Source organism: Mesorhizobium sp. P2_C5_2 (assembly GCF_056404535.1).
This window is the reverse complement of sequence record NZ_JBFUDV010000001.1, coordinates 1,318,193-1,344,584: the sequence shown is the minus strand read 5'-3', so window position 1 is coordinate 1,344,584 and position 26,392 is coordinate 1,318,193. Positions and strand designations below refer to the sequence as shown.

26 protein-coding genes are annotated in these 26,392 nt (G+C 64.0%); 7 read left to right on the top strand and 19 right to left on the bottom strand.

Going from position 1 to position 26,392, the window contains the following annotated elements:
* Positions 1–11: 11 nt before the first annotated feature.
* The 3 genes from AC1D1B_RS06430 to AC1D1B_RS06420 all read right to left on the bottom strand — a co-directional run bounded on the left by AC1D1B_RS06430 (position 12) and on the right by AC1D1B_RS06420 (position 2,603).
* The gene (locus AC1D1B_RS06430; protein ID WP_477330360.1) at positions 12–1,259 is read right to left on the bottom strand and encodes an NAD(P)/FAD-dependent oxidoreductase; all 1,248 of its coding nucleotides are present in this window, start codon (positions 1,257–1,259) and stop codon (positions 12–14) included.
* Positions 1,256–1,609 (bottom strand): GNAT family N-acetyltransferase, encoded by a 354-nt coding sequence (locus AC1D1B_RS06425; RefSeq protein WP_477330358.1) that lies wholly within the window; start codon positions 1,607–1,609, stop codon positions 1,256–1,258. The genes AC1D1B_RS06430 and AC1D1B_RS06425 overlap by 4 nt, the downstream gene beginning before the upstream one ends.
* Before the next feature lie 100 nt (positions 1,610–1,709).
* Positions 1,710–2,603 (bottom strand): dihydrodipicolinate synthase family protein, encoded by an 894-nt coding sequence (locus tag AC1D1B_RS06420; RefSeq protein WP_477330356.1) that lies wholly within the window; start codon positions 2,601–2,603, stop codon positions 1,710–1,712.
* A 69-nt stretch (positions 2,604–2,672) separates the two neighbouring features.
* Between AC1D1B_RS06420 and AC1D1B_RS06415 the strand changes: the two genes are divergently transcribed.
* Positions 2,673–3,365, top strand: a complete 693-nt coding sequence (locus AC1D1B_RS06415; protein WP_477330354.1) for a GntR family transcriptional regulator — start codon at positions 2,673–2,675, stop codon at positions 3,363–3,365.
* A gap of 9 nt (positions 3,366–3,374) precedes the next feature.
* Here AC1D1B_RS06415 and AC1D1B_RS06410 read toward each other — a convergent pair whose 3' ends face one another.
* Together AC1D1B_RS06410 and AC1D1B_RS06405 are read right to left on the bottom strand one after the other, a co-directional pair.
* A complete protein-coding gene (locus AC1D1B_RS06410; RefSeq protein WP_477330352.1) occupies positions 3,375–3,692 on the bottom strand; it encodes a hypothetical protein in 318 nt (105 codons plus the stop codon).
* Positions 3,693–3,919: 227 nt separating this feature from the next.
* The gene (locus AC1D1B_RS06405) at positions 3,920–4,333 is read right to left on the bottom strand and encodes a winged helix-turn-helix transcriptional regulator (RefSeq protein WP_477330351.1); all 414 of its coding nucleotides are present in this window, start codon (positions 4,331–4,333) and stop codon (positions 3,920–3,922) included.
* A gap of 86 nt (positions 4,334–4,419) precedes the next feature.
* On the opposite strand from AC1D1B_RS06405, the gene AC1D1B_RS06400 reads away from it, so the two are divergent.
* On the top strand, positions 4,420–4,749 hold the full coding sequence (locus AC1D1B_RS06400; protein ID WP_477330349.1) for a nuclear transport factor 2 family protein: 330 nt from the start codon (positions 4,420–4,422) through the stop codon (positions 4,747–4,749).
* Positions 4,750–4,804: 55 nt separating this feature from the next.
* Here AC1D1B_RS06400 and AC1D1B_RS06395 read toward each other — a convergent pair whose 3' ends face one another.
* Positions 4,805–6,301, bottom strand: coding sequence for a CoA-acylating methylmalonate-semialdehyde dehydrogenase (locus AC1D1B_RS06395; protein ID WP_477330347.1), 1,497 nt, complete (start codon positions 6,299–6,301; stop codon positions 4,805–4,807).
* Positions 6,302–6,677: 376 nt separating this feature from the next.
* Here AC1D1B_RS06395 and AC1D1B_RS06390 point away from each other — a divergent pair, with 376 nt between their 5' ends.
* From AC1D1B_RS06390 to AC1D1B_RS06380, 3 genes are all read left to right on the top strand, one after another.
* A complete protein-coding gene (locus AC1D1B_RS06390) occupies positions 6,678–7,559 on the top strand; it encodes a LysR family transcriptional regulator (RefSeq protein ID WP_142869811.1) in 882 nt (293 codons plus the stop codon).
* A gap of 137 nt (positions 7,560–7,696) precedes the next feature.
* Positions 7,697–8,137 (top strand): hypothetical protein, encoded by a 441-nt coding sequence (locus tag AC1D1B_RS06385; RefSeq protein WP_477330344.1) that lies wholly within the window; start codon positions 7,697–7,699, stop codon positions 8,135–8,137.
* Positions 8,134–10,293, top strand: a complete 2,160-nt coding sequence (locus AC1D1B_RS06380) for a phospholipase D-like domain-containing protein (protein WP_477330342.1) — start codon at positions 8,134–8,136, stop codon at positions 10,291–10,293. The genes AC1D1B_RS06385 and AC1D1B_RS06380 overlap by 4 nt, the downstream gene beginning before the upstream one ends.
* A gap of 77 nt (positions 10,294–10,370) precedes the next feature.
* On the opposite strand, the gene AC1D1B_RS06375 is transcribed toward AC1D1B_RS06380, so the two are convergent.
* The 8 genes from AC1D1B_RS06375 to rsfS all read right to left on the bottom strand — a co-directional run bounded on the left by AC1D1B_RS06375 (position 10,371) and on the right by rsfS (position 18,675).
* A complete protein-coding gene (locus tag AC1D1B_RS06375; RefSeq protein WP_477330340.1) occupies positions 10,371–11,624 on the bottom strand; it encodes a D-amino acid dehydrogenase in 1,254 nt (417 codons plus the stop codon).
* Between the two features lie 91 nt (positions 11,625–11,715).
* The gene (gene alr / locus AC1D1B_RS06370) at positions 11,716–12,861 is read right to left on the bottom strand and encodes an alanine racemase (RefSeq protein WP_477330338.1); all 1,146 of its coding nucleotides are present in this window, start codon (positions 12,859–12,861) and stop codon (positions 11,716–11,718) included.
* 82 nt (positions 12,862–12,943) lie between these two features.
* Positions 12,944–13,456 (bottom strand): RNA pyrophosphohydrolase, encoded by a 513-nt coding sequence (locus AC1D1B_RS06365; RefSeq protein ID WP_477330336.1) that lies wholly within the window; start codon positions 13,454–13,456, stop codon positions 12,944–12,946.
* Between the two features lie 49 nt (positions 13,457–13,505).
* Positions 13,506–14,684, bottom strand: coding sequence for a divergent polysaccharide deacetylase family protein (locus tag AC1D1B_RS06360; protein ID WP_477330334.1), 1,179 nt, complete (start codon positions 14,682–14,684; stop codon positions 13,506–13,508).
* 188 nt (positions 14,685–14,872) lie between these two features.
* Entirely contained in the window at positions 14,873–16,198 is a 1,326-nt protein-coding gene (locus AC1D1B_RS06355) for a S41 family peptidase (protein WP_192252503.1), read from the bottom strand.
* Between the two features lies 1 nt (position 16,199).
* Positions 16,200–17,546 (bottom strand): murein hydrolase activator EnvC family protein, encoded by a 1,347-nt coding sequence (locus tag AC1D1B_RS06350; RefSeq protein WP_477330332.1) that lies wholly within the window; start codon positions 17,544–17,546, stop codon positions 16,200–16,202.
* A gap of 209 nt (positions 17,547–17,755) precedes the next feature.
* A complete protein-coding gene (gene rlmH / locus AC1D1B_RS06345) occupies positions 17,756–18,238 on the bottom strand; it encodes a 23S rRNA (pseudouridine(1915)-N(3))-methyltransferase RlmH (RefSeq protein WP_477330330.1) in 483 nt (160 codons plus the stop codon).
* Positions 18,239–18,297: 59 nt separating this feature from the next.
* The gene (gene rsfS / locus AC1D1B_RS06340) at positions 18,298–18,675 is read right to left on the bottom strand and encodes a ribosome silencing factor (RefSeq protein ID WP_477330328.1); all 378 of its coding nucleotides are present in this window, start codon (positions 18,673–18,675) and stop codon (positions 18,298–18,300) included.
* 241 nt (positions 18,676–18,916) lie between these two features.
* On the opposite strand from rsfS, the gene AC1D1B_RS06335 reads away from it, so the two are divergent.
* Positions 18,917–19,771: a mechanosensitive ion channel family protein gene (locus AC1D1B_RS06335; protein WP_477330326.1), complete on the top strand. Its 855-nt coding sequence runs from the start codon at positions 18,917–18,919 to the stop codon at positions 19,769–19,771.
* 94 nt (positions 19,772–19,865) lie between these two features.
* On the opposite strand, the gene AC1D1B_RS06330 is transcribed toward AC1D1B_RS06335, so the two are convergent.
* From AC1D1B_RS06330 to AC1D1B_RS06320, 3 genes are all read right to left on the bottom strand, one after another.
* Positions 19,866–21,146, bottom strand: a complete 1,281-nt coding sequence (locus AC1D1B_RS06330) for an MFS transporter (protein ID WP_477330324.1) — start codon at positions 21,144–21,146, stop codon at positions 19,866–19,868.
* 265 nt (positions 21,147–21,411) lie between these two features.
* The gene (locus AC1D1B_RS06325; RefSeq protein ID WP_477330322.1) at positions 21,412–22,044 is read right to left on the bottom strand and encodes a nicotinate-nucleotide adenylyltransferase; all 633 of its coding nucleotides are present in this window, start codon (positions 22,042–22,044) and stop codon (positions 21,412–21,414) included.
* Between the two features lie 205 nt (positions 22,045–22,249).
* Positions 22,250–23,530, bottom strand: coding sequence for a glutamate-5-semialdehyde dehydrogenase (locus AC1D1B_RS06320; protein WP_477330320.1), 1,281 nt, complete (start codon positions 23,528–23,530; stop codon positions 22,250–22,252).
* Positions 23,531–23,607: 77 nt separating this feature from the next.
* Here AC1D1B_RS06320 and AC1D1B_RS06315 point away from each other — a divergent pair, with 77 nt between their 5' ends.
* Positions 23,608–24,072: a hypothetical protein gene (locus tag AC1D1B_RS06315; protein WP_477330318.1), complete on the top strand. Its 465-nt coding sequence runs from the start codon at positions 23,608–23,610 to the stop codon at positions 24,070–24,072.
* 45 nt (positions 24,073–24,117) lie between these two features.
* Here AC1D1B_RS06315 and proB read toward each other — a convergent pair whose 3' ends face one another.
* Positions 24,118–25,245, bottom strand: a complete 1,128-nt coding sequence (gene proB, locus AC1D1B_RS06310) for a glutamate 5-kinase (RefSeq protein ID WP_477330316.1) — start codon at positions 25,243–25,245, stop codon at positions 24,118–24,120.
* Positions 25,246–25,247: 2 nt separating this feature from the next.
* A complete protein-coding gene (gene obgE, locus AC1D1B_RS06305) occupies positions 25,248–26,279 on the bottom strand; it encodes a GTPase ObgE (RefSeq protein WP_477330314.1) in 1,032 nt (343 codons plus the stop codon).
* Between the last annotated feature and the right edge of the window lie 113 nt (positions 26,280–26,392).

The following is a 26,392-nucleotide window of genomic DNA, read 5'->3' as shown; positions in this document are numbered from 1 at the left end:
TTTCCTCGAACTCAAAATCGTTGCGGGCTGAAGGGAGCAAGATCGATCGGCGAAGTGTGCCCGAGAACGAGATCGCGGATCAAGCGGCCGCTGGCCGCCGCCTGGGTCAGGCCGAGATGGCCATGGCCAAAGGCGTAGACAACATTGGGCGACGCGCGCGAGGCGCCGATAACCGGCAGCGAATCCGGCAGCGACGGGCGATAGCCCATCCACTCGCGGCCACCTGATGAGTCCAGCCCCGGAAGGAATTGTCCAGCTTTTTCCAGCATGGCCTTCGAGCGCGCAAAATTCGGCGGCCGGTCGAGTCCGCCCAACTCGACGGCGCCGCCGACGCGCAGTCCAGTGTCGAGCGGCGTGATGACGAAGCCGTGGCCGGAGAAGATCAGCATCCTCCGCACATCGAAGGCGGTCTTCGGCAAGGTCGTGTTGTAGCCGCGCTCGGTCTCAAGCGGGATAATGTCGCCGAGGTTCTTGGCCAGCAGATGCGACCATGCGCCGGCCGCGACGACGAGGTTCCTTGCCTGCCTGGTCGTGCCGTCAGCCAGCGTCAGTGTTGCACCAGCATGATCGGCCGCGACGCGCTCGACGCGTGCTTTCTCGAAACGCGCGCCGAGCCTTTCGGCATAGGCCCAGACCGCTTTGCCGAGCAGTTTCGGGTCGGCGACAGTCTTCCATCCCGGCACGAACGTGCCCTTGATGAAGCGCGGCGACAGGCCCGGCTGCAGCCGCGCCAGTTCGTCGCCTTCGACATGGCGAAAGCCGATGCCGAAACGCGCGCGCGCCGCCCAGCCGGGGAGCCCGCTCTGAAACTCGGCCTCGCTTTCGTAGAGTTCCAGCGAGCCGTCCTCGTGCAGCATCGGCCGCGCGCCGGAACGATCGAGCAGTCCCATCCATTCTGCCTCGGCGAGCTTCATCATGCCGGCCTGCGCGGCAAGGCTCGCCTCGTAATGCCTCGGCGCGCCGGCGCGCCAAAATCGGAACAGCCATGGCAGGAGTTTTGGCAGGTAGGCCGGTGGGATGCTGAGCGGTCCGAGCGGGTCGGCAAGCCATTTCGGCAACTGCCGCATCATCCCCTTATGCGCCATCGGCAGCACGTCAGAGAAGGCGAAGGCGGCGGCATTGCCGGAGCTGGTTTCCTCGCAAATGCCGGTGCGGTCGAAGACTGTGACGCTGCGCCCGGCCTCAGCCAGCATGGCTGCCGCGCAGATGCCGACAATGCCGCCACCGACAATGGCGACGTCCAAAATTGGCGCAGTCACGATGGAATGCCTCCAGCTTTCAGGGCTTTCGTCATCAGCGGGTTCTTCCGGTCAGAATGCACAGTCTCCCAGCCGAGCCTTTGATAGAACCCTTCGGCATCTTTGGCGGCATTGACTTCCAGCCGAACGAGACCGAGGCCACGGGCATGGTTCTCGACCTGCGTCATAAGAGTGCGACCAAGGCCACGCCGTTGCAGCCCGGATTCGATCGCAACAAGCCTGACAATGCCGAGGCGCTGCCCGACAACATCCAGCCTGGCAGTCCCCACCGGCGCGCCTTCATGCATGAGGAGCAGCGGATGATTGCCGACTAGGCGGTCATCGGGATGCCGTTCGTCGTAGCTGCCCAAGCCCCGATCCTCCCAAAGAACCCGCCTGCGTATGCTGTGATATGCCGCCCAGTCTCCATCGCTTTCGACGCGCTTGAGACGGGACGGCATGTAACCTTCCTCAGAACGTCGGCAGCTTCGGCCGTACCGCCAGCGCATCCCTAACGATCTTCTCGACCGCCTTGCGGCGCTCGCCCGACAGCGGCTGGCGCGGCATGCGCACGCGATCATTTGTGTTGATCGCGAACACTTCGGCAAGCTTGATGTTTTGTACCAGATAGGTCGAGACATCGAGATCGAGCAGCGGCCGAAACCAGCGGTAGATCGAAAGCGCCTCTTCGCGGCGGCCCTGCTTCATCAGCTGATAAATGGCAACCGTCTCGCGCGGGAAGGCGACAACCAGACCTGCCACCCAGCCGATGGCGCCGACCGACAGCGCCTCGAAGGCGAGATTGTCGACGCCGGTGAACAGGTCGTAGCGGTCGCCGAAGCGGTTGATGATCTCGGTCGAGCGGCGGATATCGTCGGACGATTCCTTGATGGCGACGAAGCGCTTGTCGGCGGCCAGCTCCTCCATCTGGTCGACGGTGACGTCGACGCGGTAGGCGAGCCGGTTGGAGTAGATCATCACCGGCAGGTCGCCGGCCGCGGCGACGGCGCGCAAGGCGGCAACCGTCTCTTCCGGATTGGTGTGGTAGATCGGGCTCGGCACCACCATCAGGCCGTGGGCACCTTCCCTGGCGGCGCGCTTGGCAATGCTCGCCGCCTCGCGGGTGCCGGCCTCGTTGACCGTCAGCAGCACCGGCTTCTTCCCGGCGACTTTCTGCGCCGTCTTCAGCACCTCGATCTTCTCGTCATGCGACAGCATCGGGCCTTCGCCGAGCGAACCGCACACGATGATGCCGTCGCAGCCGGCCTCCATCTGCAAGGCAAAGCAGCGCTCCATCTCGGCATGGTCGAGGCGGTCGTCGGCAGTGAATTTGGTCGTGACGGCGGGGAAAACTCCGGTCCACATGGTCATCTCTCCATCTGATATATCAGCCGTATATCTGGTAGAAAACCCGCTGTCAATGCGGAATCTGTTATGATATATCCAAAATATATCAGGAGACCGCCTTTGATGTCCATCGAACCAGGCACGACATCCGAACCGGCTGCCGCCAAGGCGTACCGCGTGCTCGAGCACATGATCGTGACATTGGAATTGGCGCCGTCGAGTTTTGTCACTGAGGGCGCCCTGATCGAAAGGCTCGGCCTTGGCCGCACGCCGGTACGCGAGGCGATCCAGCGCCTGGCCTGGGAAGGACTTCTGGATGTCAGGCCGCGGGCCGGCATCGCCATTGCGCCACTGCATCCGGGCGACTGGCTGCGGGTGATCGATGCAAGGCGCGGCGTCGAGGTTGTGCTGGCCCGCTCGGCCGCCCGCTTCGTCACCCGCGAGGCCGCCGACATGTTTCACGACGCAGCTTTGTCCATGCAGAAGGCGGTCATCTCCGGCAATGTGCTGGCCTTCATCCAGGCCGACAAGGCGCTGGACGAGGCCCTGGCGCTGGCCGCCGACAACCCGTTCGCAGCGCGCCTTGCCGCACCCTTGCAGACCCACAGCCGCCGCTTCTGGTTCCGCTACAAAGCCGACACCGGCCTTGCCGAATCCGCCGAGCACCATGTCGCGCTGGTCCGCTCGATCCTGGCCGGCGACGAGGAAGCCGCCGCCAAGGACGCCAAACGCCTGATGGCGCTGCTGCGCGGCCATGCCGAGGCAGCCGCCACCCGCTGATCAGGCAACTCAGTTCCCGTGCGCCATCGCGGTCACGGTGAGGGTATCCTCCCATCCCTCACCGATCGCGAGGATGCAGCTTTGGCTGTTTACGTCGGTTATCAGCAAGGTCCATGTCCCACTTGCCGAGACATAGATTTCGACAATGGCAGCTTGCCCGACAACTCCGTAGCCGATCTGCCTTTGTTGAAAGGCCTGCGCCAGTCCGGCGATAACATCACTGTGGTCGCCGCAGACGAGTTGCGCCTGTACGGGCAGCGTCGACAGCGCCAGCGCAGCGCCGATCGCAGCTACCCTGATCCATCGAAACGAAAATTTGTGTGCCATTTGGCACCTCCTTCGCCTTCACGTTCCGGCAAAGGGAGGCACATAGGCAGCCTCAATGTGCCGGAGCGTTCCAGGCCGGGTCCGACGTCTTCATCACGTCACTCCTTCTGGTTTCCGGTCTGTCGTCTGGGAATTTTATCACATTCCCTGGATTCGATATGGTGCGGCCCCGATCTGAAAACAAGCACCTTTGCAGGCCTTGCGGCGCGTTGCAGGCACGGTCGGCGTCAGACTTCCGCAGGTTCGCGAAGTGCTGCCCATTTCAGCAAGGCGTCGAGGGCCGGGCACAGCGACTGACCCCAGTCGGTCAGGCAATACTCGACCTTCGGCGGCACCTGGTGATGCACGATACGGCTCACGATGCCGTCGGCCTCCATCTGCCGCAGCTGTTGGATCAACATCTTCTGCGAGACCGCCGGGATCGCCCGTTCGAGGTCGGAAAAGCGCAGCACTTTGCCGCCGAACAGATGAAACAGGATCACCAGCTTCCAGCGGCCTTCGAGGATGCGCAGGACGTTTTCGACGCCGCTCGCCGCGGATGAGGGCGTCAGCGGCGCGACTTTGCTTTCAGCCCCAATCTTGCGTTCGGGCTCGGCCTTACTTTCAGGTAAGTACCGTACCTTTTCGTCGGTTCTTGTCATTTCCGCAGCATACCTCACTTTAGGGACCGAACAAAGCACCGCCGACGTCAAGCCGGCGGGCGACAACCGGAACCGGAGACGAGACCATGACCGTAAAACTTCCCCAGCCGCTGGCGGATTATTTTGCTGCCAAGAACCGGCACGACATCGACGCAATGCTCACCCCCTTCGCACCGGACGCGACGGTTCGCGACGAAGGCGAAATCCATCAGGGGTCGGCCGCCATCCGCGACTGGATGGACGCAACGACACGCAAATACAGGGTTACGGTAGAGGTCGCCGGCGCGAAGGTCGATGGCGATGCGTGGCGGATCGCCGGCATCGTCTCGGGGAACTTTCCGGGCAGTCCCGCGACGCTCCACTACAATTTCACCCTGGCCAGCGAGCGGATTAAACGGCTGGACATCGGTGCATGACGCAAAAAGGGCGCGACAAAAGCCGCGCCCTTTTTTCTGAAGTTTTCTGTCGAGATCAGTTCATCGTCGGGATCACGAACTCCGCGCCGTCCTTGATACCGGACGGCCAGCGCGAGGTCACCGTCTTGGTCTTGGTGTAGAAGCGGAACGCGTCCGGGCCATGCTGGTTGAGGTCGCCGAACGACGACGCCTTCCAACCGCCGAAGGTGTAGTAGGCGATCGGAACCGGGATCGGCACGTTGATGCCGACCATGCCGACCTGAACTCGGCTTGCGAAGTCGCGCGCTGCATCGCCATCGCGGGTGAAGATGGCGACGCCATTGCCCATTTCGTGGTCATTGGCGAACTTGATGGCGTTCTCATAGGTCGGCGCGCGCACCACCGAGAGCACCGGGCCAAAGATCTCCTCCTTGTAGATGCGCATGTCGGCGGTGACGTTGTCGAACAGACAGCCGCCCATATAGTAGCCGTCTTCGTAGCCCTGCATCTTGAAGCCGCGGCCGTCGACGACCAGCTTGGCGCCTTCCTTGACGCCAATGTCGACATAGCCCTTGACCCGCTCCAGGGCCTGCGCCGTTACCAGCGGGCCGAAATCGGCGGACGAATCCGTCGACGGGCCGACTTTGAGGCTTTCGACACGCGGGATCAGCTTTTCCATCAGCCGGTTGGCGGTGTCGTTGCCGACGGGCACCGCCACCGAAATTGCCATGCAGCGTTCGCCGGCCGAGCCGTAGCCGGCGCCAATCAGCGCATCGACCGTCTGGTCCATGTCGGCGTCGGGCATGATGATCATGTGGTTCTTGGCGCCGCCGAAGCACTGCACCCGCTTGCCGGCCGCCGTGCCGCGCGAATAGATGTAATGCGCGATCGGCGTCGAGCCGACAAAGCCGATGGCCTTGATGTCGGCATCGTCGAGGATGGCGTCGACGACATCCTTGTCGCCATTGACGACGTTGAGGATGCCGGCAGGCAGGCCGGCCTCGATGAACAGTTCGGCGATGCGCATCGGCAGGCCCGGGTCACGCTCCGAGGGCTTGAGGATGAACGCGTTGCCGCAGGCGATTGCCGGCGCGATCTTCCACAGCGGGATCATCGCCGGGAAATTGAATGGGGTGATGCCGGCAACGACGCCGAGCGGCTGGCGCATCGAATAGACGTCGATGCCGGGGCCGGCGCCGTCGGTGAATTCGCCTTTCATCATGTGCGGCGCACCGATACAGACTTCGACCACTTCGAGGCCGCGCTGGATGTCGCCCTTGGCGTCGGCGATGGTCTTGCCATGTTCGCGCGCCAGAATGTCGGCCAGTTCGTCATAGTCGCGAGCGACCAGTTCAAGGAATTTCATCAAGACGCGCACGCGGCGCTGCGGGTTGGTCGCAGCCCATTTGAGCTGTGCTTCCTTGGCGTTGAGAACAGCCGCGCGCAGTTCCGCCGGCGAAGCCAGCGCCACCGTGCCGCGCACCGTGCCGTCCATCGGCTGCATGACGTCCTGCTTGCGCCCGCTGGTCCCGGCGACATGCTTGCCGCCGATGAAATGACCGTATTCGATCATGGTTTCTCTCCCTGAGTTTGTGATGCTGCAGTGAACGCCTTTGCGGGGGCGAAAGCAACGCGAGGGAGAACGCAACCGTTGTGCAGGAAATAGACAACGGCGAGCGAGTGTGCATTAATTGCCGCAAATAGCGATGTCACAAGATATCTGCTTGAGGACAACCGGTTGAGTTCCTTCGCGCCCCCCTCTGTCCTGCCGGACATCTCCCCCACAAGGGGGGAGATCAGCAGCGTCAGCGACGGTGCCTTTCTTTCAGCGGTCAAGATTGGCGAAAGCCGGAGTGATATCCAATCTCCCCCCTTGCGGGGGAGATGGCCTGCAGGCCAGAGGGGGGCGGGCGGAAACGCAGCGCTCGCCATTAGATCGGACCACCCCCATGAACTGGGATGACGTCCGCATCTTCCTCGCTGTCGCCCGCGCTGGCCAGATCCTCGGTGCCGCCAAGCGCCTCGAGCTCAACCACGCCACCGTCTCGCGCCGCATCGCGGCGCTTGAGGATGCACTGCGCACAAAACTGTTTCGCCGGCTTACCACCGGCAGCGAGCTGACGCCGGCCGGCGAGCGCTTCCTCGACATTGCCGAGCGCATGGAGGGCGACATGATTGCCGCGCGCTCGACCGTGTCGGGCGAAGGCGACGATATTTCCGGCACGGTGCGCATCGGCGCGCCCGACGGGTTCGGCGTCGCATTCCTGGCCACGCGCCTCGGCGCGCTGACGGCGCTGCACCGCGAACTGACCATCCAGCTGGTACCGGTGCCACGCTCCTTCTCGCTGTCGCGGCGCGAGGCCGACATCGCCATCACCGTCGAGCGGCCGAGCGAAGGCAGGCTGGTGGCGGGAAAGCTGGTCGACTACACGCTCGGCCTGTTTGCCTCGCGCGGCTATGTCGAGGCGCATGGCCTGCCGCGGACATCAGCGGAACTTAGCCAGCATACATTGATCGGCTATGTGCCGGACCTCATCGTCAGCCCGTCACTCGACTACGCCGCCGAGTTCAGCCCGGACTGGCGCACCAGTTTTGCCATTTCCTCAGCCCTCGGCCAGGCCGAAGCGGTGCGTTCGGGCGCCGGCATCGGCATCCTGCATACCTTCGTCGCCCGCTCGATGCCGGAGCTGATCCCCGTCGACATCGTCGCGCCGATCCGCCGCGCCTATTGGTTGGTCTATCACGAATCGGTCCGCCCGCTGCGCCGCGTGCAGATCGTCGCCAACTTCATCACCAGGGCGGTGGAACGCGAACGCGGGCTGTTCGTGTAAGTGCCGCCTTTCCCCTGCCATAAAATCCCCTTCCCTTGCCACGGAATCAATGAGTGTGGCATCAGGCGCAGGATTTTGCCGCTGATACGGTGGAGCGCCAGGGTGGCACATTTTTCGGAAAGCTGGCGCGGATAACAATGCGAGCCGTTCTTGCCATCCTCCTGCTGGCCTGGCTTTCGGCCTGCGCCAATCCATGGACCGACGTTCCGGAAGCCGAGTTGCCCAAGCCGGTCCGCACCGCGATGGCCCGCCCCTCGCCTTTCGTCTTCGGCAATTATTGCGGTCCCGGCACCCGCACCGGCAACCTTTCGGCCCGCCCTGTCAATCGCCTCGACAGCGCCTGCCAGACCCATGACGCCTGCTACATCGCACGCCGCAATCATTGCGACTGCGACGGCGCGCTCGTCGCCTCGGCAAAGGCGATACGTGATGACAGGACGGCGCCGAAAAAGATGCGCGGCGAGGCCGATCTTTTGATCGCCACCTTCGCGCTTCCCGTCTGCAAGGTCTTTCCGCAAGGCTTCCTGCCACCGCGCGATCCGGCTGAGCTGAAGACGATGAACGGGGCGACGGGATGAACCGTGCCTGCTGCCTGGCCCTTGCCGGGCTGGCGCTCGCAGCCCTTGCCGCTTGCGCCGGTCCGCTCAGACACAGCTGCGATTTTTTCCCTAGTGCGACGGATTGCGAGCGACCGTCGCTATCGGCCGCCACACCCGGGCCGCGGACCGCGGCCGCCGCGTTTTTCGGCGATGCCGGCACCGGCGACTACGAAAGGCAGTTTCTGGCACTGCTTGCCCACAACCAGATCGGCGCCATGGACAGGGCAAACGGCACCGGTCCGTTTGGCCATGACCGCCATGCCATCGCCAACCGCGATTTCCAGGCGACCTACCGGACGCTGGAACAACTGGCGAGGCCGGTTACGGCCGAACAGATGCCGGCGGCGAGAGGCAAGGCCGGCGAAGGCCATTTCAACGGCCGCTGGCGGGTGTCGCGGCAGACACTCTATATCGACGCCGCCGCTCGCCCCTCCGTGCCAAAGACGTTCAGCTTTTCCGGCCTGCAGGCGCGCTCGGTCGAGATCGTGCTGCGCCAGTCGGGAAAGCAGCCGGTCGACCTGTCGGGCGCCTGCGACGGCACGCTGGCGATCCACGCCGGTAGCAGCTCGCGTACCATCACCGCTGGCGCGCCATTTCGCTTTCACCTGTCGGGGGAAGAAGCCGCCACCGCTAGCCTGTTTCCAGGTGACAGTCTGAACCGCTGCGATCTCAAGCTCAGCTCCAGCCTAGCCCCAGCGGGGACGCCGCTCACCATCCTGCGCGAAGAGGTTGCATACCCTGCGATTGCCGCGCTCGACAGCCGCTACGAGCGCTGTCCGGTGCCCGATCCATCCGGGTTGGAAGAGCTTGACCGCGTCTTCTACGCCGGCCGCTGGCTGTCGCAGACCTGCTCGCTGCCGCTCGGCCAACCACGCCTGCTGCGCAAGTCGCGTGACGGCTTCAACGCCAAGGTCGAGGCGCTGCTCGGCGCGCCGCTGCCCGACAGCGCTTTCGACAAGGCCGATCCCGAACTGCCGCTCGACTTCTCGCACGCGCCGAAACTCAAGCTGATCTATCTGTCCTCGCTGGAGTTCAAGGCCGACTTTTCCGGCCGCGTCATCGAGCGGCTGATCCGCCATCACGCAGCCCTCGGCACCAAGGTGCGCATCATGGTCACCGACGTGCTGGAGCGCGACAAGGACGACGCGCTGCTGCACCGGCTGGCGGCCGAATACCCCAATGTCGAGGTACAGGAATATCGCTGGCGGGCCGACCAGGGCGCGCCGATCGACGAACAGCTGTCGCAGCTGCACAAGACCCATCACGTCAAGATGTTGGCGACGCTGGCTGAGGACCCCGCGCGCTCGCGCGTCATCATCGGCGGCCGCAACATCCATGACGGCTTCCTGTTCCACAAGCCGATCGACCTGTCGCGCTATCCCGATCTGGAGCAATACGGCAAGACCGACGGCTTCTCGCTGAACTACTATTCGAACTGGAGCGATTTCGACATCGAGTTCGCCGACCCGGCAACCGTCGAGATGCTGGCCGCGCATCTCTCGACATTGTGGCTGCGCGACGCCGACACCAACATTATCAGGCCCTTCTCCATTCCGGTGCTCACCGATGGCCGGCGCCCGCCAGGCTCGGTGCGCCATTTCATCTCCGTGCCCTACGAGGACAACCACGCGTTGGAGACCTATTTCGTCGAGCTGATCGACACCGCCGAGCATCATATCGAGATCGTCAATCCCTACCTCAATCTGCCGCCGAAGCTCAGCCTGGCCATCGAGCGGGCGCTGGCGCGCGGCGTCAGGATCGACATTGTCGGCCGCATCGACCTCAGGGGCGACATTGGCGGCAGGTTGCTGACCGCGCTCAACAAGCTGTTCGTCGAGAAATATGGCGACCGCATCAACATCCGCGAATTCAAGGCGCCCGATATCGTGCTGCATTCCAAGATCATGATGATCGACGAAAGGCTGGTGACGATCTCGTCGGTCAACCTCAACAACCGCAGCTTCTTCCACGACCTGGAGAACGGCATGATGGTGCTCGACCCTGCCTTCTACGCCAGGATGCAGCCCGTCTATGACGACTATGTCGCCCATTCGAACCCGGTCTCGACCAAGGTGACGATACCCTGGGCCTACCGGTGGCTGTTCTCGAAGGGCTGGGTGAAGGAGGCGTTCTGAGGCATTGCAGCGCGTAATAGAAAAAATTGCTGTGCTCCTTTACGCCCCCTCTATAGCTTTAAAAAGTGCGCGCCCCCTCAGAGATACCGCTCCGGCCCCAGCTCCCTCACATCGATATCAGGCACTTTGCTGGAGATGATATCGGACAGCACCTTGGCCGAGCCGCAGGCCATGGTCCAGCCCAGTGTGCCGTGGCCGGTGTTGAGATAGAGGTTGGAGAACTCGGTGCGGCCGATCAGCGGTGGCCCGTCGGGCGTCATCGGCCGCAGCCCGCACCAGAACGACGCTGCCTTGAGGTCGCCGCCATCCGGGAACAGATCGCCGACCGAATGTTCGAGCGTGCGTCGCCGCGATTCGTGCAGCCTGAGATCGAAACCGGAAATCTCCGCCGTGCCGCCGACGCGGATGCGGTCGCCGAGCCGGGTGATCGCCACCTTGTAGGTTTCGTCCATCACCGTCGATTCCGGTGCTGCCGCCGCATCCTTGATCGGCACGGTGATCGAATAACCCTTGACCGGATAGACGGGGATCGGACGCCTGAGCAGCCGCATGAAACGCGCCGAATAGCTGCCCAGCGCCAGCACATAGGCGTCGGCCGCGCGCGAGCGCTGGTCGGTACCGAAGCTGACGATACGATTGCGGTTCTTGGTGAAGCGCCTGATCTGCGTGCCGTATTCGAACGTGACGCCACGCGCCACGCAGAGCTCGGCCAATCTGTCGGTGAACATCTTGCAATCACCGGTTTCGTCGCCGGGCAACCTGAGCCCACCGACAAATTTTTCCCGCACGCCGGCCAAAGCCGGCTCGGCCCCGATGCAGCCATCGGGATCGAGCAGCTCGTAAGGCACGCCATATTTCTTCAGCACCTCGACATCGCCGCCGGTGCCGTCGAGCTGCTTTTGCGTGCGAAACAGCTGTAGCGTGCCTTTGGTCCGCTCGTCATAGGCGATGCCGGTCGCCTCGCGCAGCGCCTTCAGCGTATCGCGGCTGTATTCGGCGAGCGGCACCATGCGCGCCTTGTTGATGGCGTAGCGATCGGCTGTGCAATTGCGCAGCATCTTGAGAAGCCACGTCCACATATGCGGATCGAAGGCCGGGCGCACGACCAGCGGACCATGCTTCATCAGCAGCCATTTGATTGCCTTCAGCGGAATGCCGGGACCGGCCCAGGGCGAGGCATAGCCCGGGGAGACCTCGCCGGCATTGGCGAAGCTGGTTTCCAGCGCCGGCCCTTTCTGGCGGTCGAACACGGTGACCTCGTGGCCGGCCTCGGCGAGATAATAGGCAGTGGTAACCCCGATAACGCCGCCGCCCAACACGAAGATCTTCATCGCATCACTCTCCACGAACGACTTCCGTCAGAAGGCCGCCGCCTCCTGTCTGCCGGATTTTGCGGCGTCCGCCAAGGGGGCGCGTCTCGTCCTATGCGTTCACATAGCGGCGGTGGAAGCGGGGGCCGAGGCTGGTCAGGATTTCATAGCCGATGGTGCCGGCATGGCCGGCGGCGTCATCGACGCTCTGCGAGGGACCCAGCAGTTCGACAAGGTCGCCTTCGCGCAGCCGCCCGGCGGGCAGCGACGATATGTCGAGGATGATCGAATCCATCGACACCCGCCCGACAAAGGGCAGCCGCACGCCGTCGAACCAGGCAGCCGACGCGGCACGTCGATGCCAGCCATCAGCATAGCCGAGCGAGATCGTCGCTGCGCGCAACGGACCGCTGGCCAGAAACGCATGGCCGTAGCCGACGCCAGCGCCCTTTTCGATGCTGCGCGTCTGGATGATCTTTGCCTCGAGCCGCACCACCGGCAGCATCGGGTTCGCCTCATCAGGCGTCGGATTGATGCCGTAGAGCGCAGCGCCTGGGCGGGCGAGGTCGAAACGATAGGGCAAACCCAGAAAGATGCCGGAGGAATTGTCGAGCGACGCCGGCGCCTTGGGCAGCATAGTGCGCAGCCGTTCGAATTCGCTGAGCTGTGCGGCATTGGCTGGATTGCCCGGTTCGTCGGCACGCGCCAGGTGGCTCATGACAAGGACGACATCGACGCCGGAGAAAGCATCGGCCGCAAGGGCTTCGACCTCGGCAGGAGCCATGCCCAGCCGCGACATGCCGCTATCGACCTGGATGGCCGCCTTGAGCTTGCGGCCTGCCGTTTGGCCCGCCTCGCTCCACGCCTTCAGTTGCCCGGCGCTGTTGATGACGGGCGCAAGATCCGCCGCAACCGCTTCCAGCTCGGAGCCCGGCGGCAGGCCGTTCAGCACATGGATCTCCGGTAGCGGCCCAATTGCGTCGCGTAGCGCGACACCCTCAGTGAGATGCGCGACAAAGAAGATATCGCAGCCTTCGGCAGCCAAGGCCGCCGCGACTTGCGCCGCGCCGAGCCCGTAGCCGTCGGCCTTGACGACGCCGGCGCAGCGCACGCCGCCGAGCTTCGCCTTGAGCCGTCGATAATTCTCTCTGACAGCGCCGAGATCGATGGTCAGGATCGCACCGGCTGCCGCTTCGCTGATCGGCTGCAAGCCGACTTCCGGCGCTGAATGCGATGACTTTCCCGAGGCGCTGCTCATCCCGGCTCCTGACCAGAGCACCAAACAAACCCTATCAGTAAGGACAGATCATGGACGTCGCAACAGCCGAGCCTTCAGCCCGCTACGCCAGATGCCGGAACACCGCCACCACATCCTCATAGACCTTGCGTTTGAACGGCACGATCAGATCAGGCAGGTCCTGCATCGGCCGCCAGGCCCATTCATCGAATTCGGCGGTATGGCCGCCGGGCGGCGGATTGATCTGGATTTCGCTGGTCTCGCCGTGAAAGCGGTAGGCGAACCATTTCTGCGTCTGGCCGCGATAACGCCCCTTAAAGGCGATGCCGACCAGATCGGCCGGCAGATCGTAGTTGATCCAGTGCGGCGCTTCGGCCAGGAGCGTGACCGAGCGCATGCCGGTCTCTTCGTATAGCTCGCGCCCGGCCGCCTGCAGCGGCTCCTCGCCCTTGTCGATGCCGCCTTGCGGCATCTGCCAGAGCTGCGCGGTGCCGGCGAATTCGCTATCCGGCTCGGCGATACGATGCCCGACCCAGACCAGCCCGTCGCCATTGAGGATCATCAATCCGACGCAGGGGCGGTACGGCAACGTCTCGCGATCGATCTTTCTAGCCATCTGTCAGGTCCAGCCGTTTCGAGAGTTCACGTCGGTCCGGCAGATAGCGCTAATTCTTTTGCGGGTCGATGGCCACCGCCGAGATCGGCACAATTTCGATGCCGCGCTTCTTCGCCTCCACGATCCAGGAGGTGACAGTGTCGACGGTGAGATCGAAGGCCGAGCCGATGCCGACGGCGGAGCCTTTGGCGCGCGCGGTCGCTTCCAGCGCGTCGAGCTTTTTCAGGATGGCACCGCGGTCCTGCACGGCGTCGATTGCCGTGTCGCCGGCGACGAACGGCACGCCGTCCTTCAAGGCGAGGTCGGGCGCCAGGCTTCGCGCGGACGAGCCGTCATCGATATAAGCAAGGCCACGCTTGCCGAGCTCGGCCATGAACGGTTCCATCGCCGTCGCGTCGGCCGAAAACCGCGCCCCCATATAGTTCATGACACCGGTATAGTTGGTCGTTCGCGACAGCGCCCAGCGCAGGTTCTTCAGGTTGTCGTCCGGGCTCGCCGCCACCGTCAGCGTGTTGCGGCCGGGATTGACGTTGGGATAGTCGAACGGTTCGAGCGGCACCTGCATGACCACCTCATGCCCGCCCTGCCGCGCCGCCTGCATCCAGCGGCCGATGCTGTTGCCTTGCGGCGCAAAGGCCAAAGTCACTTCCGCTGGCAGCTTGGCGATCGCCGCCTGCGTTCCGGTCTGCGACACCGCAAGCCCACCGATGACGATCGCCACCCGCGCGCCGCGCGAGCCCGACCATGGCCTGGCATAAACATCGAACGGCCGCCTGCCGTCGGCGGCGCGGACCGGCAGTGGGCCGGTGTCGCTGGCCTCGATCAGCGCCTTGTCGGGGATATGCGCGATCTTCAGATTCTGACCGATCGTCGACGGGTCATGGATGACGATGGCTGCATTGGGCGGACCATCGCCCTCCTGGGTCTGCACATGGATGATCTGCGGCCCGCCTGCTTTGGGTGGCGTTTCCGCCTTCGGCGCAGCAGGCGCGGCAGTTGGTGCCGCCGCGGCCGGTTCCGCCGCCGCCGTCACCTTCGGCGTCGAGACCACCGCCTGTTCGGGCTTGCGGAACGGCTTTTCGCGAAGCGCGATCGCGCCGGAGATGCCGACAGCCGCAAGCACGACCAGCGTCGTCGCGACAGCACGGGCGCTCAACCCGCGCGACGCAGCGCGCGGCCGGGCGGTCTGTCCGAGCGGGCGTTCTATGTCTTTGCCGATGTCAGCCAAGCCGCATCCCCGGGCGCATGATTCCGAAAGGCTTTCGGAAAGCGCAAAGTCAAAAAGTGGCGTGTCCCTTGCGCCTCCAAGGAGACGAGGCGTTCAGCCCGCAGCTTCCCCCGAATCAAACTGCCGGAACCTCACGGTCCCGGCAGCATTGCATCGCTTCTATCGAGCGGCCAGAGCCGCCGGTCGACTTACTGGTTGAGCACGGCCTTCTCCGGATTCGGCGGGAACGCCGGATCCGTCTTCTGGCCGCGCAGCAGCTGTTCGGCATAGATGAGCTGCAGATCGTCCTTCGGATCCGGCGGCACATAGGCAGCCGAGCCCGAACCGGTATCGCTCTCGTCGGCGCCCTTGATGTGGCCCTTGAGGTCCGATTCGCCGCGCGTCAGGTCCCTGCCCTGCAGTTCGGGCGGCAGCGGCTGGTCGACCTTGATGTCGGGCGTGATGCCCTTGCCCTGGATCGACTTGCCGGACGGCGTGTAATAGAGCGCCGTCGTCAGGCGCAGCGCGCCGTTCTCGCCAAGCGGGATGATGGTCTGCACCGAGCCCTTGCCGAAGGACTGCGTGCCGACCACGGTGGCGCGGCGCAGGTCCTGCAGCGCGCCGGCGACGATCTCCGAGGCGCTGGCCGAACCGCCATTGACCAGCACGATCAGCGGCTTGGCGCCGATGTCGTCGCCCGCCTTGGCGTCGAAGCGGGTGACGTCCTTCGGATCGCGGCCGCGGGTCGAGACGATCTCGCCACGGTCGAGGAAGGCGTCGGACACGCTCACCGCCTGGTCGAGCAGGCCGCCCGGGTTGAGGCGCAGGTCGAGCACATAGCCCTTGAGCTTGTCGTTCGGCACCTGCTTCTTGATGGTGTCGATCGCGTTCTCGAGGTCGTCATAGGTCTTTTCGGTGAAGGACGTGATCTTCATGTAGCCGATGTCGTTCTCGACCCGGAACTTGACCGCCTTGACCTTGATGATGTCGCGCACCACCGTCAGCTCGATCGGCTTGTCGGCGCCCTGGCGCAGGATGGTGAGCTTGATCGGCGTGTTGACCAGGCCGCGCATCTTCTCGACCGCGTCGTTGAGCGTCAGGCCGCGAACCTCTTCGCCGTCGATCTTGGCGATATAGTCGCCGGCCAGCACGCCTGCCTTGGCGGCCGGGGTGTCGTCGATCGGCGTGATCACCTTGACCAGGTCGTTCTCCATGGTGACCTCGATGCCGAGGCCGCCGAATTCACCCTTGGTCTGCACGCGCATGTCCTGCGCCTGCTCGGCATTCATGTAGGACGAGTGCGGATCGAGCGAGGCAAGCATGCCGTTGATGGCGTTTTCGACCAGCGACTTGTCGTCCGGCGGCGTCACATACTGCGCCCGCACGCGCTCGAAAATGTCGCCGAAGATCGCCAGTTGCTTGTAGGTCTCGGAGCCTGCAGCGTTCGCCGTCGAGCCGGGCGCGCCATAGACCAGGCTCATCGCTGACGCGCCCATCAGCGCACCGGCAATAAGAAGCGACAGTTTCCGCATCATTTCACGTCCTTCCAGAGAAGCGGTCCGCCCACCATGGGGTCGGATCGACGGGTTTTCCATCCTTGCGGAACTCGACGTAGAGTTCCGGCGTGGCATTTCCATTCTTCGAGGCCGAGGTGCTTGCCACCCGGGCCTCTCCCATCGCGCCGACCGGCTCTCCTGCGAGCACCGACTGGCCAGACGCGACGCTGATTCTGCTCATCCCCGCCAGGACGACATGATAGCCGTCTCCCGCATTGAGGATCAAGAGTTGACCATAAGAGCGAAAAGGCCCCGCATAAAGCACATTTCCGTCCGCCGGTGCGGTGACGATGGCTCCCGATTGTGTCGCAACCATGTCGCCAAGCATCACCGCGCCGTTACCGTCATCGGCCCCGAAACGGCGCTTGATCTTGCCGGTGACCGGCAGCGCGACCTGGCCCTGAAGCGCCGAAAACGGCGCCGAGGCGGTGAGGCGGTTGCCTTCCGGCACCGGCAATGACGCCAGTTCCGTCGACGCGGTCGTCGTATCGGCGTCGGTTTTGTCTGCGTCGACCGCCTTCTGCTCGCCGGCCTTCGCAGTATCCGCCGCCTTGCGGCTCTTGTCGGCCTCCAGCGAGGCGATCAGCTCCTTCAGGCTGCCGGCCTTGGCCGCAAGGGCCTGGGATCGTTGCTTTTCCGCCACCATCGCGGTCCAGGTGTCCGCCTCGAGCTTCTGCTTGGCTTCGAGCAGCATAGAGAGGCGTTTCTTTTCCGCCGTCTGCTCGCCGACCGCCGCCGTCAGCCGGGTTCGCTCGGCCTCGATCGAGGCCGTTACCCGCGACTGTTCCCTAAGGTCGGCCAGCAATTTTTCGGTCTGTTGGCGCAGTTCCGGCACCACGGCGCCGAGCAGGATGGCGCTGCGCACCGATGACAGCGCATCTTCCGGCTTGACCAGGATCGCCGGCGGTGGATTGAGCCCCATGCGCTGCAACGCGCCCAGCACTTCGGCCAGCACGTCGCGCCGCGCCGCTAGCGAGACGCGGATCTTCTGTTCCTCGCCCTTCAGCCCTTCGAGCCTGGCGCCGATATCCTCGATGTCCTGGCCGAGCTTCTGCTCGGTCATCGCCGACTGGATCAACGCCGCGGTGATCGAGGCATGGTCCTTCTTGACCGCCGCTATATCTGCGGCAAGCTTGGCCAGCCGTTCGGACGACAGCGTGATCTCGGCCGAAACTTTCTCATATTCAGCGCGGCTCTGGTCCGGGTCGGGCGCCACGTCGAGCGTGTTTTCGGCCCGCGCAAGCCCGAGCGACAGCAAAACCACTGCTGCAGCGATGCCGCAGCGTGCGCGCCGGAAGCCCGTTCCTGATTTCCCGTTGTCAGCCATTGAAGCCCGACTCTATGCGTGGCTTCGTTAACGAACCATCAACCATGATCGAAAACGAAGCCGAATGCATGTCGCCCAAAAGTGACCCGGCTTTGGGAAAACGACATGCATAAAACCAAAAGACCTAAAGCGCGTCGCATGACGCGCTTTAGCATAAAACAGCCGTGCATTGGGGCGGAAATCCGTACGATTGACCTCAACCCACTGCTTTAAGAACGATGATAGGGATGGCCTGAGAGAATCGTCGCCGCCCGGTATAGCTGTTCGCCCAGCATGACGCGCACCAGTTGGTGCGGCCAGGTCGCCGCGCCGAACGACAGCACCAGATCGGCCTGGTCGCGCAGCGGTTGGTCATGCCCGTCGGCGCCGCCAATGGCGATGACCAGCGCCTTGCGGCCGCCGTCGCGCAGCTGGCCGATGCGGGTGGCAAAATCGTCCGAGGTCAGGTTTTTGCCGCGTTCGTCGAGCAGGAACAGCGCCGTGCCCGGCTGTAGCTGCGCCTGCAGCTTCTGGCCTTCCTCGCGGCGGCGCTCATTGGCGTTTTGGGCGCGGCCTTCGGGAATCTCGGCGACACCGGAGAATTCGAGCCCGATCGCCGGGCCACTTTTGGCGAAACGCTCGAAATAGCGGTCGGCCAACTCTCTCTCGGGGCCGGTCTTCATCCGGCCCACGGCATGAACTGATATCTTCATCCCTGCCTCGCCGAGCTTTCACATGTCGCACCGACGACGGTTACGACATGAGACGGAGCTCAGTGCAAGGTCTCTTCCTCGAGGTCCGGCGCCTGCCACATCTTTTCAAGATTGTAGAATTCGCGGACTTCGGGGCGGAAGACATGGACGATAATGTCGCCCGAATCGATCAGGACCCAGTCGGCACCGGACAATCCCTCGACGCGCGCCGTGCCGAGACCGGCATCCTTGAGCGCCTTGAGGAGATGGTCGGCGACAGCCGAGACATGACGGTGCGATCGGCCCGACGCGATGACCATATAGTCGCCGAGGCTCGATTTCCGCTGAATGTCGATTGAGACAATGTTTTCGGCCTTGGAGTCTTCCAGACTGGCAAGGACTGTCCTGATGGCGCGGGACACGGCGTCGTTTACGCTAATCCCGGCCGGCGAAGGCACGATGTCGGCCTTCTTCCGCAGTGCTGTTCTCAGTGTATTTCCTTTCGCAGCAAGAACAACCAAATCACCCATGAAATCAGGTGACACCCCATAGATAGGCAGAGTTCCGTTGCAGTTTCAAGACGCAGGCCCTGCCAGCGCGAACGCAACACCCACCTTGCGGTTCCGCCAGCCTGCAAAAAAATCGGAACCCATTGCGTCCGCAGGGGTTATCGACACATCCCCCAACCGGATTTTCCTGATGCCTATCGACCCTCAAAACACGCTCCTCACCGTGCAGGCAGGGCTTGCGCAACTCAGCACGCTGATCGTCTCCTATTCCTTCTCTGCCATCGGCGCCATCATCCTGCTGGTCGTCGGCTATATCGTGGCCGGGCTCGCTGAACGCTCGATCTCGGCCGGCCTCGGCCATATCCATGGCTTCGACGCGACGCTGCGGCATTTCTTCTCGAAGATCGTGCGCTACGCCATCCTGATCCTGGTCGTCATCATGGTGCTCGGCCAGTTCGGCGTGCAGACGGCCTCGATCATCGCCGCCATCGGCGCCATCGGCCTCGCCATCGGCCTGGCGCTGCAAGGCACGCTGCAGAACATCGCCGCCGGCATCATGCTTCTGGCGCTCAGGCCATTCCGCATCGGCGAATATGTCGAGGTCGGCGCCATTGCCGGCACCATCGAGGAGATCGGCCTGTTCGCCACCAAGCTTCGGACGACAGACGGCGTCTACGTGCTGGCGCCCAATTCAACGCTGTGGAACCAGCCGGTTCGCAATTTCACCCGCAACGGCGTGCGCCGCTGCGACATCACGCTGACCATCGGCTCGTGGAACGACATCGACCTGGCGCAGAAGACCATGCTGGGCGTCGCCGGTGGCGAGCGCCGCATCAAACGCGAGCCGGCGCCGATCGCCTTTGTCGCCACTGTCGGCGATGCCAGTGTCGCCATCACCTTGCGCTACTGGACGTCAGCGGCGGATTTCTTCGCCACCCAGATTGATCTCACCAAGCGCGTCAAGCAGGCCTTCGACGCCGAGGCCATCTCGGTTCCGGCGCCACCGCCGGAAGCCCGGCAGCAGGCTTCCGCTACCAGGCAATAGGTCTGTGGAATGCTCCTTTGTTTCAGCAATTCCCAAGGGAAAGCGCTACGCGCTTTTCCCGGGAAAACCGCTTCACACTTTTCCTGGAATTGCTTTAGCGCTGCTCTTCCGGGGCGTAAGCGAGCTCTACCGGCAACGGCGCCTGCGCCGACATCGGCGCGAAACTGCCGGTCTCCGTGGCAGGGACGGCGCGCGTCGTCGCCACCCGCCACAGCACGAACAGGCAGAAGACGGTGGCGATGACGATGGCCACATAGATGAAAGCCTGCGTTCCATAGACAGCCGACAGGGCCGTCACGATGCCCGGCACGATGAAACCCGACAGCGACCAGGCAAACAGCAGCGAACTCGACAACGCCACCATGTCGTCCTTCCCCGCCCGATCGGCCGCATGCGCGCTCGCCAGCGAATAGATCGATTCCGAGGCGCCGTCCCAGATCACATAGATCACCACCAGAGCCATCAGCGCGCCGCCATCGAAGCCGATGGCGAGCAGGCCGGCGACGGTGGCGAGTGCCGCGGCACCTGCCAGCACGTAGCGGCGGTCGGTGCGGTCCGAAATCCAGCCGAGTGGGATCTGCAGGATCAGCGTGCCGACCGGCATGGCTGAGAGCAGCAGCGCCACGTCGGCCTGGCTGTAGCCCTTGGCCGTGGCATGGATTGGCGCAAAGCCGGCGATCGCCATCGACAGGCCACCGACGGCCAGCATGCCGGCCACACCCACCGGTGAGATCCGCCAGGCGCGGCGGAGCGCCACCGAAGCCGCGCGGGGCGGTGGCGGTTGGGCGAGCCGCGTCATCCCGACGGGCAGGATCGACACTGCGGTAAAGGCGATGCCGATCAGCGGCGCTTCAGCTGTCGCAATGTCGACCGCCGCCAACAGCGCATAGCCGACGCCGAGGCCGGCGACATAGGCGACATAGAACACCGCCATCACCCGGCCTCTGATAGCATTGGCGACGGCGTCGTTGAGCCAGCTCTGGGCAACGATGAACAGGCCGCATATGGCAAAGCCGTACAGCGCCCGCGCCGCGATCCACAGCAACGGATAAGTGCCTGCGCCGATGGCGGCGTTGGACAGTGCAATCAGCGCCGACAGCACCATGAACGCGCGGGCGTGCCCGACCCTTCTGACGAGAGGTCCGGTTAGGATGCAGCCGGCAAGGCCGCCGGCCGAAAGCCCTGTGATGATCAGCCCGGCCCATGTCGGATCGAACTTCTCAACCCCGAGCCGGACCGGGATATAGGCAAACATCAACCCATTGCCGACCGCAATCAGCGCCATCGAAACGACGACGCTGGCAATGGCGATCACCGGCGCCGGCGGGGCGCCATGATCGTCAGAGTCGGTCTTGGTATTAGCGAGAGTGGCCATATTCCGGAGAGCATCGCCTACCCGCCTGCGAAAGGCCGCTGCAAAAGCGACATGTGCAGGTCTTCCCTTCTCCCCCTGTGGGAGAAGGTGGATCGGCGCGTAGCGCCGAGACGGATGAGGGGTGCTCCAGCGGAGTGAGACGGGGAAAGATCGAGGGATTCTAAGTGCTTAATTCGTCAACGTGGCGATCCTTCCAACACCCCTCATCCGACCGAGCTTCGCTCGGCTACCTTCTCCCACAAGGGGAGAAGGGGAAGTCTGCGCCCTACCCCTTCGCAGCGCTGCGAATAGCGCTCGACGACAGCGAGGAGCGCGGGCCGTGGATGAAGGTCCAGGCCGGCGCCTTCATGCGGGCGAGCCTGGGCGCATCGCCTTCGTCGACGCGGGCATAGTCGAAGGTCTTGGCGACGACCGAAGACAGGAAGGACAGCGTCGCGCCCGGGCGGTCGATGACGGCGATCGGGAAAGTCATGACGATCTGGCGCCAGCGCTGCCAGCGGTGGAAATCACGAAGTGAGTCGGCGCCCATGATCCAGACGAAATCGACGCCGGGATTGCGCGCCTTGACCAGCGCCAGCGTGTCGGCGGTGAAGCGGATATGGTGCGCCGCCTCGAAGGCGGTGACCTTGATCTTCGGGTTCTTGGCGATCTGCTCCGACTGAAGCAGCCGGTCGCTGAGCGGCGCCAATTCCCGAGTGCTCTTCAGCGGATTGCCGGGGGTTACCATCCACCACAGCTGGTCGAGCGCTAGCCGCCGCAATGCAATTTCAGCGACCAGCGCATGGCCGGCATGCGGCGGGTTGAACGATCCGCCGAACAGGCCAACGGCCAAGCCTTTTTCGGCATGCGGCATGCGGAGGTAGCGCGAGGGGATGGCGGGCTGAAGGGACGAAAGCATGGTGCTAGGCACCCCCCTCTGCCCTGCCGGGCATCTCCCCCTCAAGGGGGGAGATTGGCAGTTCGACCGTAGGAGCAAATCTTGCAGCGCTGGTGACTAGCGAAACCAGAAATTCCAGCCAATCTCCCCCCTTGAGGGGGAGATGTCCGGCAGGACAGAGGGGGGTGCCTTGGCGCAACGGCTCACGCTCTAATGGCAAAAAAATTCAAGGCCTCACCTGTCCCGACCCGCGCACGCGGTATTTGAACGAGGTCAGCTGTTCGACGCCGACCGGGCCGCGCGCGTGCATCTTGCCGGTGGCGATGCCGATCTCGGCGCCCATGCCGAACTCGCCGCCATCGGCGAACTGGGTCGAGGCATTGTGCAGCAGGATCGCAGAATCGATCTCGTTGAAGAAGCGCTCCACCGCCTTTGCGTCCTCGGCGATGATCGCCTCGGTATGGTGCGACGAAAACGTCTCGATATGCTCGATGGCGCCGGCAATGCCGTCGACCAGTTTTACCGCAATGATGGCGTCGAGATATTCGGTCACCCAGTCGGCGTCGGTCGCCGGCTTGGCATCGAAGAACAACTTCATCACTTCGAGATCGGCATGGATCTCGCAGCCTGCCGCGCGCAGCGCGTCGAGGATCGGCACCAGATGGGTAGATGCTACCGCACGGTCGACCAGCAAAGTCTCTGCAGCGCCGCAGACGCCGGTGCGGCGCATCTTGGCGTTGACCGCGATCCTGACCGCCATGTCGAGATCGGCCGAGCGGTCGATGTAGAGGTGGCAGATGCCTTCGAGATGGGCAAAGACGGGCACTCGCGCCTCGCTCTGCACCCGCCCGACCAGGCTTTTGCCGCCGCGCGGAATGATCACGTCGAGATTGCCGGAAAGCCCCTTCAGCATCTCGCCGACAGCGGCGCGGTCGGTGGTCGGCACCAGCTGGATGGCGTCTTCCGGCAGGCCGGCAGCCTTCAGGCCCTCCACCAGGCAGGCATGAATGGCGGCGGATGAATTGAGCGAGTCCGAACCGCCGCGCAGGATCACCGGATTGCCGGCCTTGAGGCAGAGCGCGCCGGCATCCGCTGTCACATTCGGCCGGCTCTCATAGATGACGCCGACAACGCCCAGCGGCGTGCGCACGCGCTCGATGTGCAGGCCGTTGGGCCGCTCCCAGGCGGCGATGACGTCGCCGACCGGGTCCCGGAGTTCGGCGATTTCCCTGATACCGTCGGCCATGGCGCGGATGCGCGCCGGATCGAGCTTCAACCGATCCATGAAGGAGCCGGACAAGCCCGATTCGTGTCCGTTCGAGACATCGATGGCGTTGGCGTCGAGAATCTCCTGCTCACGGGAAACGATTGCGTCGGCCATGGCAACGAGCGCGGCATTCTTGGCGGCGGTGGTGGCGATGGCCAGCGGTCGGGCGGCGGCGCGGGCCTTACGGCCTGTCCGTGCCATCAAACTGGCTACATCTTCGCCTTGGTGTTTGTTCAACATCTGACCGTTCCGGTTAGGCCTGGTGGATTTACACGTGGCCGGCTCTCGCGGCAATGGCCGCGAATTTGGGAGACAGCATGAAGACCGCCGCAGTTCTCTTTGCCTTCGCCACGATGCTGGCGCCCACCGGCCTTCGCGCTGCCGATTATTGCGACGACAAGATCGAACCCGGCGAAAGCATCGATGCGAAGGCCATGGCCATGGTAAGTTCGATGATGTCCGTCGTACTCGCCGAGCGCTATTGCGACGCGCCATCCACGCCGCTTTCCCAAGTCTACATCGTCGTTGAGGAGGTTTACGGATGTGGGCCGCGTTCAAGGCTTGAAGCAGAACTCAAGAAAAGGATGGAAGAGGAGAAAGCGACAGACGCAATGATGGCCGACTCCGCCATACACGAGCTTATCGCAGATGGTACGAACCTCCCCAAAGCCGAACTGGATAAGCGTGTCAAAGCTGTCATTGACGGGCGGTTTGGAGGTTGTGGCGAACTTCTAAAGGTGCAGCAGGACCTTGAGGATCGCTACCGCAACCCACCCAAATGACCGCCTGAACACAAGGACTAGCGCCTATGGGCGCGAGACCGCGTCTCAGTCGGCCGCGCCACTCACCACCAGATCATCGCGGTGAACCATCGCCGAGCGCGCCTCGTAGCCGAGCACGGTTTCGATCTCGGCGGTCTTCAGGCCGGCGATCCTGACGGCATCGGCGGCATCGTAGGCAACCAGCCCACGCGCGATCTCGCGGCCCTCGGGCGACAGGATCGCCACCGTGTCGCCGCGCGAGAAATTGCCGCTGACCAGCCGGACGCCCGCCGGCAGCAGCGACTTGCCCGACAGCAGCGCGCCGATGGCGCCGGCGTCGACGGTGAGCCGCCCGGCCGGTTCGAGCTGGCCGGCGATCCAGGTCTTGTAGCCTTTGACCGGATTGGCGCTCGGCCGGAAGAAAGTAGCGCGCTCGCCGCGTTCGATCGCCATCAGCGGCGACAGCCTGGTGCCCGAGGTGATGATCATGGCGGTGCCGGCGGCGGTGGCGATCTTGCCGGCGTCGAGTTTGGTGCGCATGCCGCCGCGCGACAGTTCGGACGCGGCAGCACCCGCCATCGCCTCGATATCCGGCGTGATGCGGTCGACCACTGGGATGAACTTCGCCTGCGGGTCGCGCGCCGGCGGCGCGGTGTAGAGCCCGTCAATATCGGAGAGCAGCACCAGCAGGTCGGCGCCCATCATCGTGGCGACGCGCGCGGCCAGCCGGTCATTGTCGCCATAGCGGATTTCGGAGGTCGCAACCGTGTCGTTCTCGTTGATGACCGGCACCGCCTTCATCTTGAGCAGCGTCGAGATCGTGGCGCGGGCATTGAGGTAGCGGCGGCGCTCCTCTGTGTCGCCGAGCGTCAGCAGGATCTGGCCCGATTTCAGCGCGCCCTTGCCGAGCGCATCCGACCACGCGCCGGCCAGCGCGATCTGTCCGACGGCGGCCGCCGCCTGGCTCTCCTCGAGCTTCAGCGCCCTCTTGCCAAGGCCCAGAATGGTGCGGCCGAGCGCAATGGCGCCGGACGACACGACCAGGATCTCTGCTCCGCCATTGGCCAGCACCGCAATGTCGTCGGCCAGCGAGGCCAGCCAGTCGCGCTTCAGGCCGCTGGTGCGGTCGACCAGCAAGGCCGAGCCGATCTTGACCGTAATGCGCCGGTATTTTTTCAGCGATTGTGCCGTCATCGCTATTGATTCCAGCGGGTCTCGATGGGAGCCGTAGCCCTGTCGCGAGCTTCGCCCACCACCGCCATTAGCGCACGCAGCACCGCCTCGACGCCTTCGCCGGTGACCGCCGACAACAGCATGGGCGCGCGGCCGGCGGCGCGTTTCAGCGACGCGGCCTTCTTCTTGCGCTCATCGGCGTCGAGGATGTCGACCTGGCTGAGCGCCACGATCTCGACCTTGTCGGTCAGCCCGTTGCCATAGGCATCGAGCTCGGTGCGCACCGTCTTGTAGGCTTTGCCCGGATTTTCCTCCTGCGCCGAGACCAGATGCAAAAGCACTCGCGTGCGCTCGACATGGCCGAGAAAACGGTCACCGATGCCGACACCCTCATGCGCGCCTTCGATGAGGCCCGGAATATCGGCAATGACGAATTCGCGCGCGTCGATGCGAGCGACGCCGAGGCCGGGATGCAGTGTGGTGAAAGGATAGTCGGCGATCTTCGGCTTGGCTGCGGTCACCGCGGCCAGGAAGGTCGACTTGCCGGCATTGGGCAGCCCGACCAGGCCGGCATCGGCAATCAGCTTCAGCCGCAGCCAGACGTTCATCTCTTCGCCGGGCAGGCCGGGATTGGCGCGGCGCGGCGCCTGGTTGGTCGAGGTCTTGAAATGTTGGTTGCCGAAGCCGCCATTGCCGCCCTTGGCTAGCAAGAAGCGCTGGCCGACCACGGTCAGGTCGCAGATCAGCGTCTCATTGTCCTCGGCAAACACCTGGGTTCCGGCCGGCACCTTCAGCGTCACGTCGGCGCCCTTGGCCCCGGTCATGTTGCGGCCCATGCCGTGGACGCCGGTCTTGGCCTTGAAATGCTGTTGGTAGCGATAGTCGATCAGCGTGTTGAGACCGTTGACAGCTTCCAGCCAGACATCGCCGCCACGGCCGCCATCGCCGCCATCCGGGCCGCCGAACTCGATGAATTTTTCGCGCCGGAACGACACCGAACCGGCGCCGCCGTCGCCGGAGCGGATATAGACCTTGGCCTGATCGAGAAATTTCATTGGATTACGCAGTTTCTACTGTTGGCCTTGCGGCTTTGCTCTAACTTTGCGCCTTGCTCTAAACCAAGGCGCGGCGAAGGGCGAGGCCGATTTGCGACTAAAGCGCCGGATGC

Bases quoted from the DNA above. Each gene is read 5' to 3' on its own strand.
- AC1D1B_RS06420 (WP_477330356.1), bottom strand. From the start codon at position 2,603: ATGTGGACCGGAGTTTTCCCCGCCGTCACGACCAAATTCACTGCCGAC.
- AC1D1B_RS06415 (WP_477330354.1), top strand. From the start codon at position 2,673: ATGATATATCCAAAATATATCAGGAGACCGCCTTTGATGTCCATCGAA.
- AC1D1B_RS06410 (WP_477330352.1), bottom strand. From the start codon at position 3,692: ATGGCACACAAATTTTCGTTTCGATGGATCAGGGTAGCTGCGATCGGC.
- AC1D1B_RS06405 (WP_477330351.1), bottom strand. From the start codon at position 4,333: ATGACAAGAACCGACGAAAAGGTACGGTACTTACCTGAAAGTAAGGCC.
- AC1D1B_RS06400 (WP_477330349.1), top strand. From the start codon at position 4,420: ATGACCGTAAAACTTCCCCAGCCGCTGGCGGATTATTTTGCTGCCAAG.
- AC1D1B_RS06395 (WP_477330347.1), bottom strand. From the start codon at position 6,301: ATGATCGAATACGGTCATTTCATCGGCGGCAAGCATGTCGCCGGGACC.
- AC1D1B_RS06390 (WP_142869811.1), top strand. From the start codon at position 6,678: ATGAACTGGGATGACGTCCGCATCTTCCTCGCTGTCGCCCGCGCTGGC.
- AC1D1B_RS06385 (WP_477330344.1), top strand. From the start codon at position 7,697: ATGCGAGCCGTTCTTGCCATCCTCCTGCTGGCCTGGCTTTCGGCCTGC.
- AC1D1B_RS06380 (WP_477330342.1), top strand. From the start codon at position 8,134: ATGAACCGTGCCTGCTGCCTGGCCCTTGCCGGGCTGGCGCTCGCAGCC.
- AC1D1B_RS06375 (WP_477330340.1), bottom strand. From the start codon at position 11,624: ATGAAGATCTTCGTGTTGGGCGGCGGCGTTATCGGGGTTACCACTGCC.
- alr (WP_477330338.1), bottom strand. From the start codon at position 12,861: ATGAGCAGCGCCTCGGGAAAGTCATCGCATTCAGCGCCGGAAGTCGGC.
- AC1D1B_RS06365 (WP_477330336.1), bottom strand. From the start codon at position 13,456: ATGGCTAGAAAGATCGATCGCGAGACGTTGCCGTACCGCCCCTGCGTC.
- AC1D1B_RS06355 (WP_192252503.1), bottom strand. From the start codon at position 16,198: ATGATGCGGAAACTGTCGCTTCTTATTGCCGGTGCGCTGATGGGCGCG.
- AC1D1B_RS06350 (WP_477330332.1), bottom strand. From the start codon at position 17,546: ATGGCTGACAACGGGAAATCAGGAACGGGCTTCCGGCGCGCACGCTGC.
- rlmH (WP_477330330.1), bottom strand. From the start codon at position 18,238: ATGAAGATATCAGTTCATGCCGTGGGCCGGATGAAGACCGGCCCCGAG.
- AC1D1B_RS06335 (WP_477330326.1), top strand. From the start codon at position 18,917: ATGCCTATCGACCCTCAAAACACGCTCCTCACCGTGCAGGCAGGGCTT.
- AC1D1B_RS06330 (WP_477330324.1), bottom strand. From the start codon at position 21,146: ATGGCCACTCTCGCTAATACCAAGACCGACTCTGACGATCATGGCGCC.
- AC1D1B_RS06325 (WP_477330322.1), bottom strand. From the start codon at position 22,044: ATGCTTTCGTCCCTTCAGCCCGCCATCCCCTCGCGCTACCTCCGCATG.
- AC1D1B_RS06320 (WP_477330320.1), bottom strand. From the start codon at position 23,530: ATGTTGAACAAACACCAAGGCGAAGATGTAGCCAGTTTGATGGCACGG.
- AC1D1B_RS06315 (WP_477330318.1), top strand. From the start codon at position 23,608: ATGAAGACCGCCGCAGTTCTCTTTGCCTTCGCCACGATGCTGGCGCCC.
- proB (WP_477330316.1), bottom strand. From the start codon at position 25,245: ATGACGGCACAATCGCTGAAAAAATACCGGCGCATTACGGTCAAGATC.
- obgE (WP_477330314.1), bottom strand. From the start codon at position 26,279: ATGAAATTTCTCGATCAGGCCAAGGTCTATATCCGCTCCGGCGACGGC.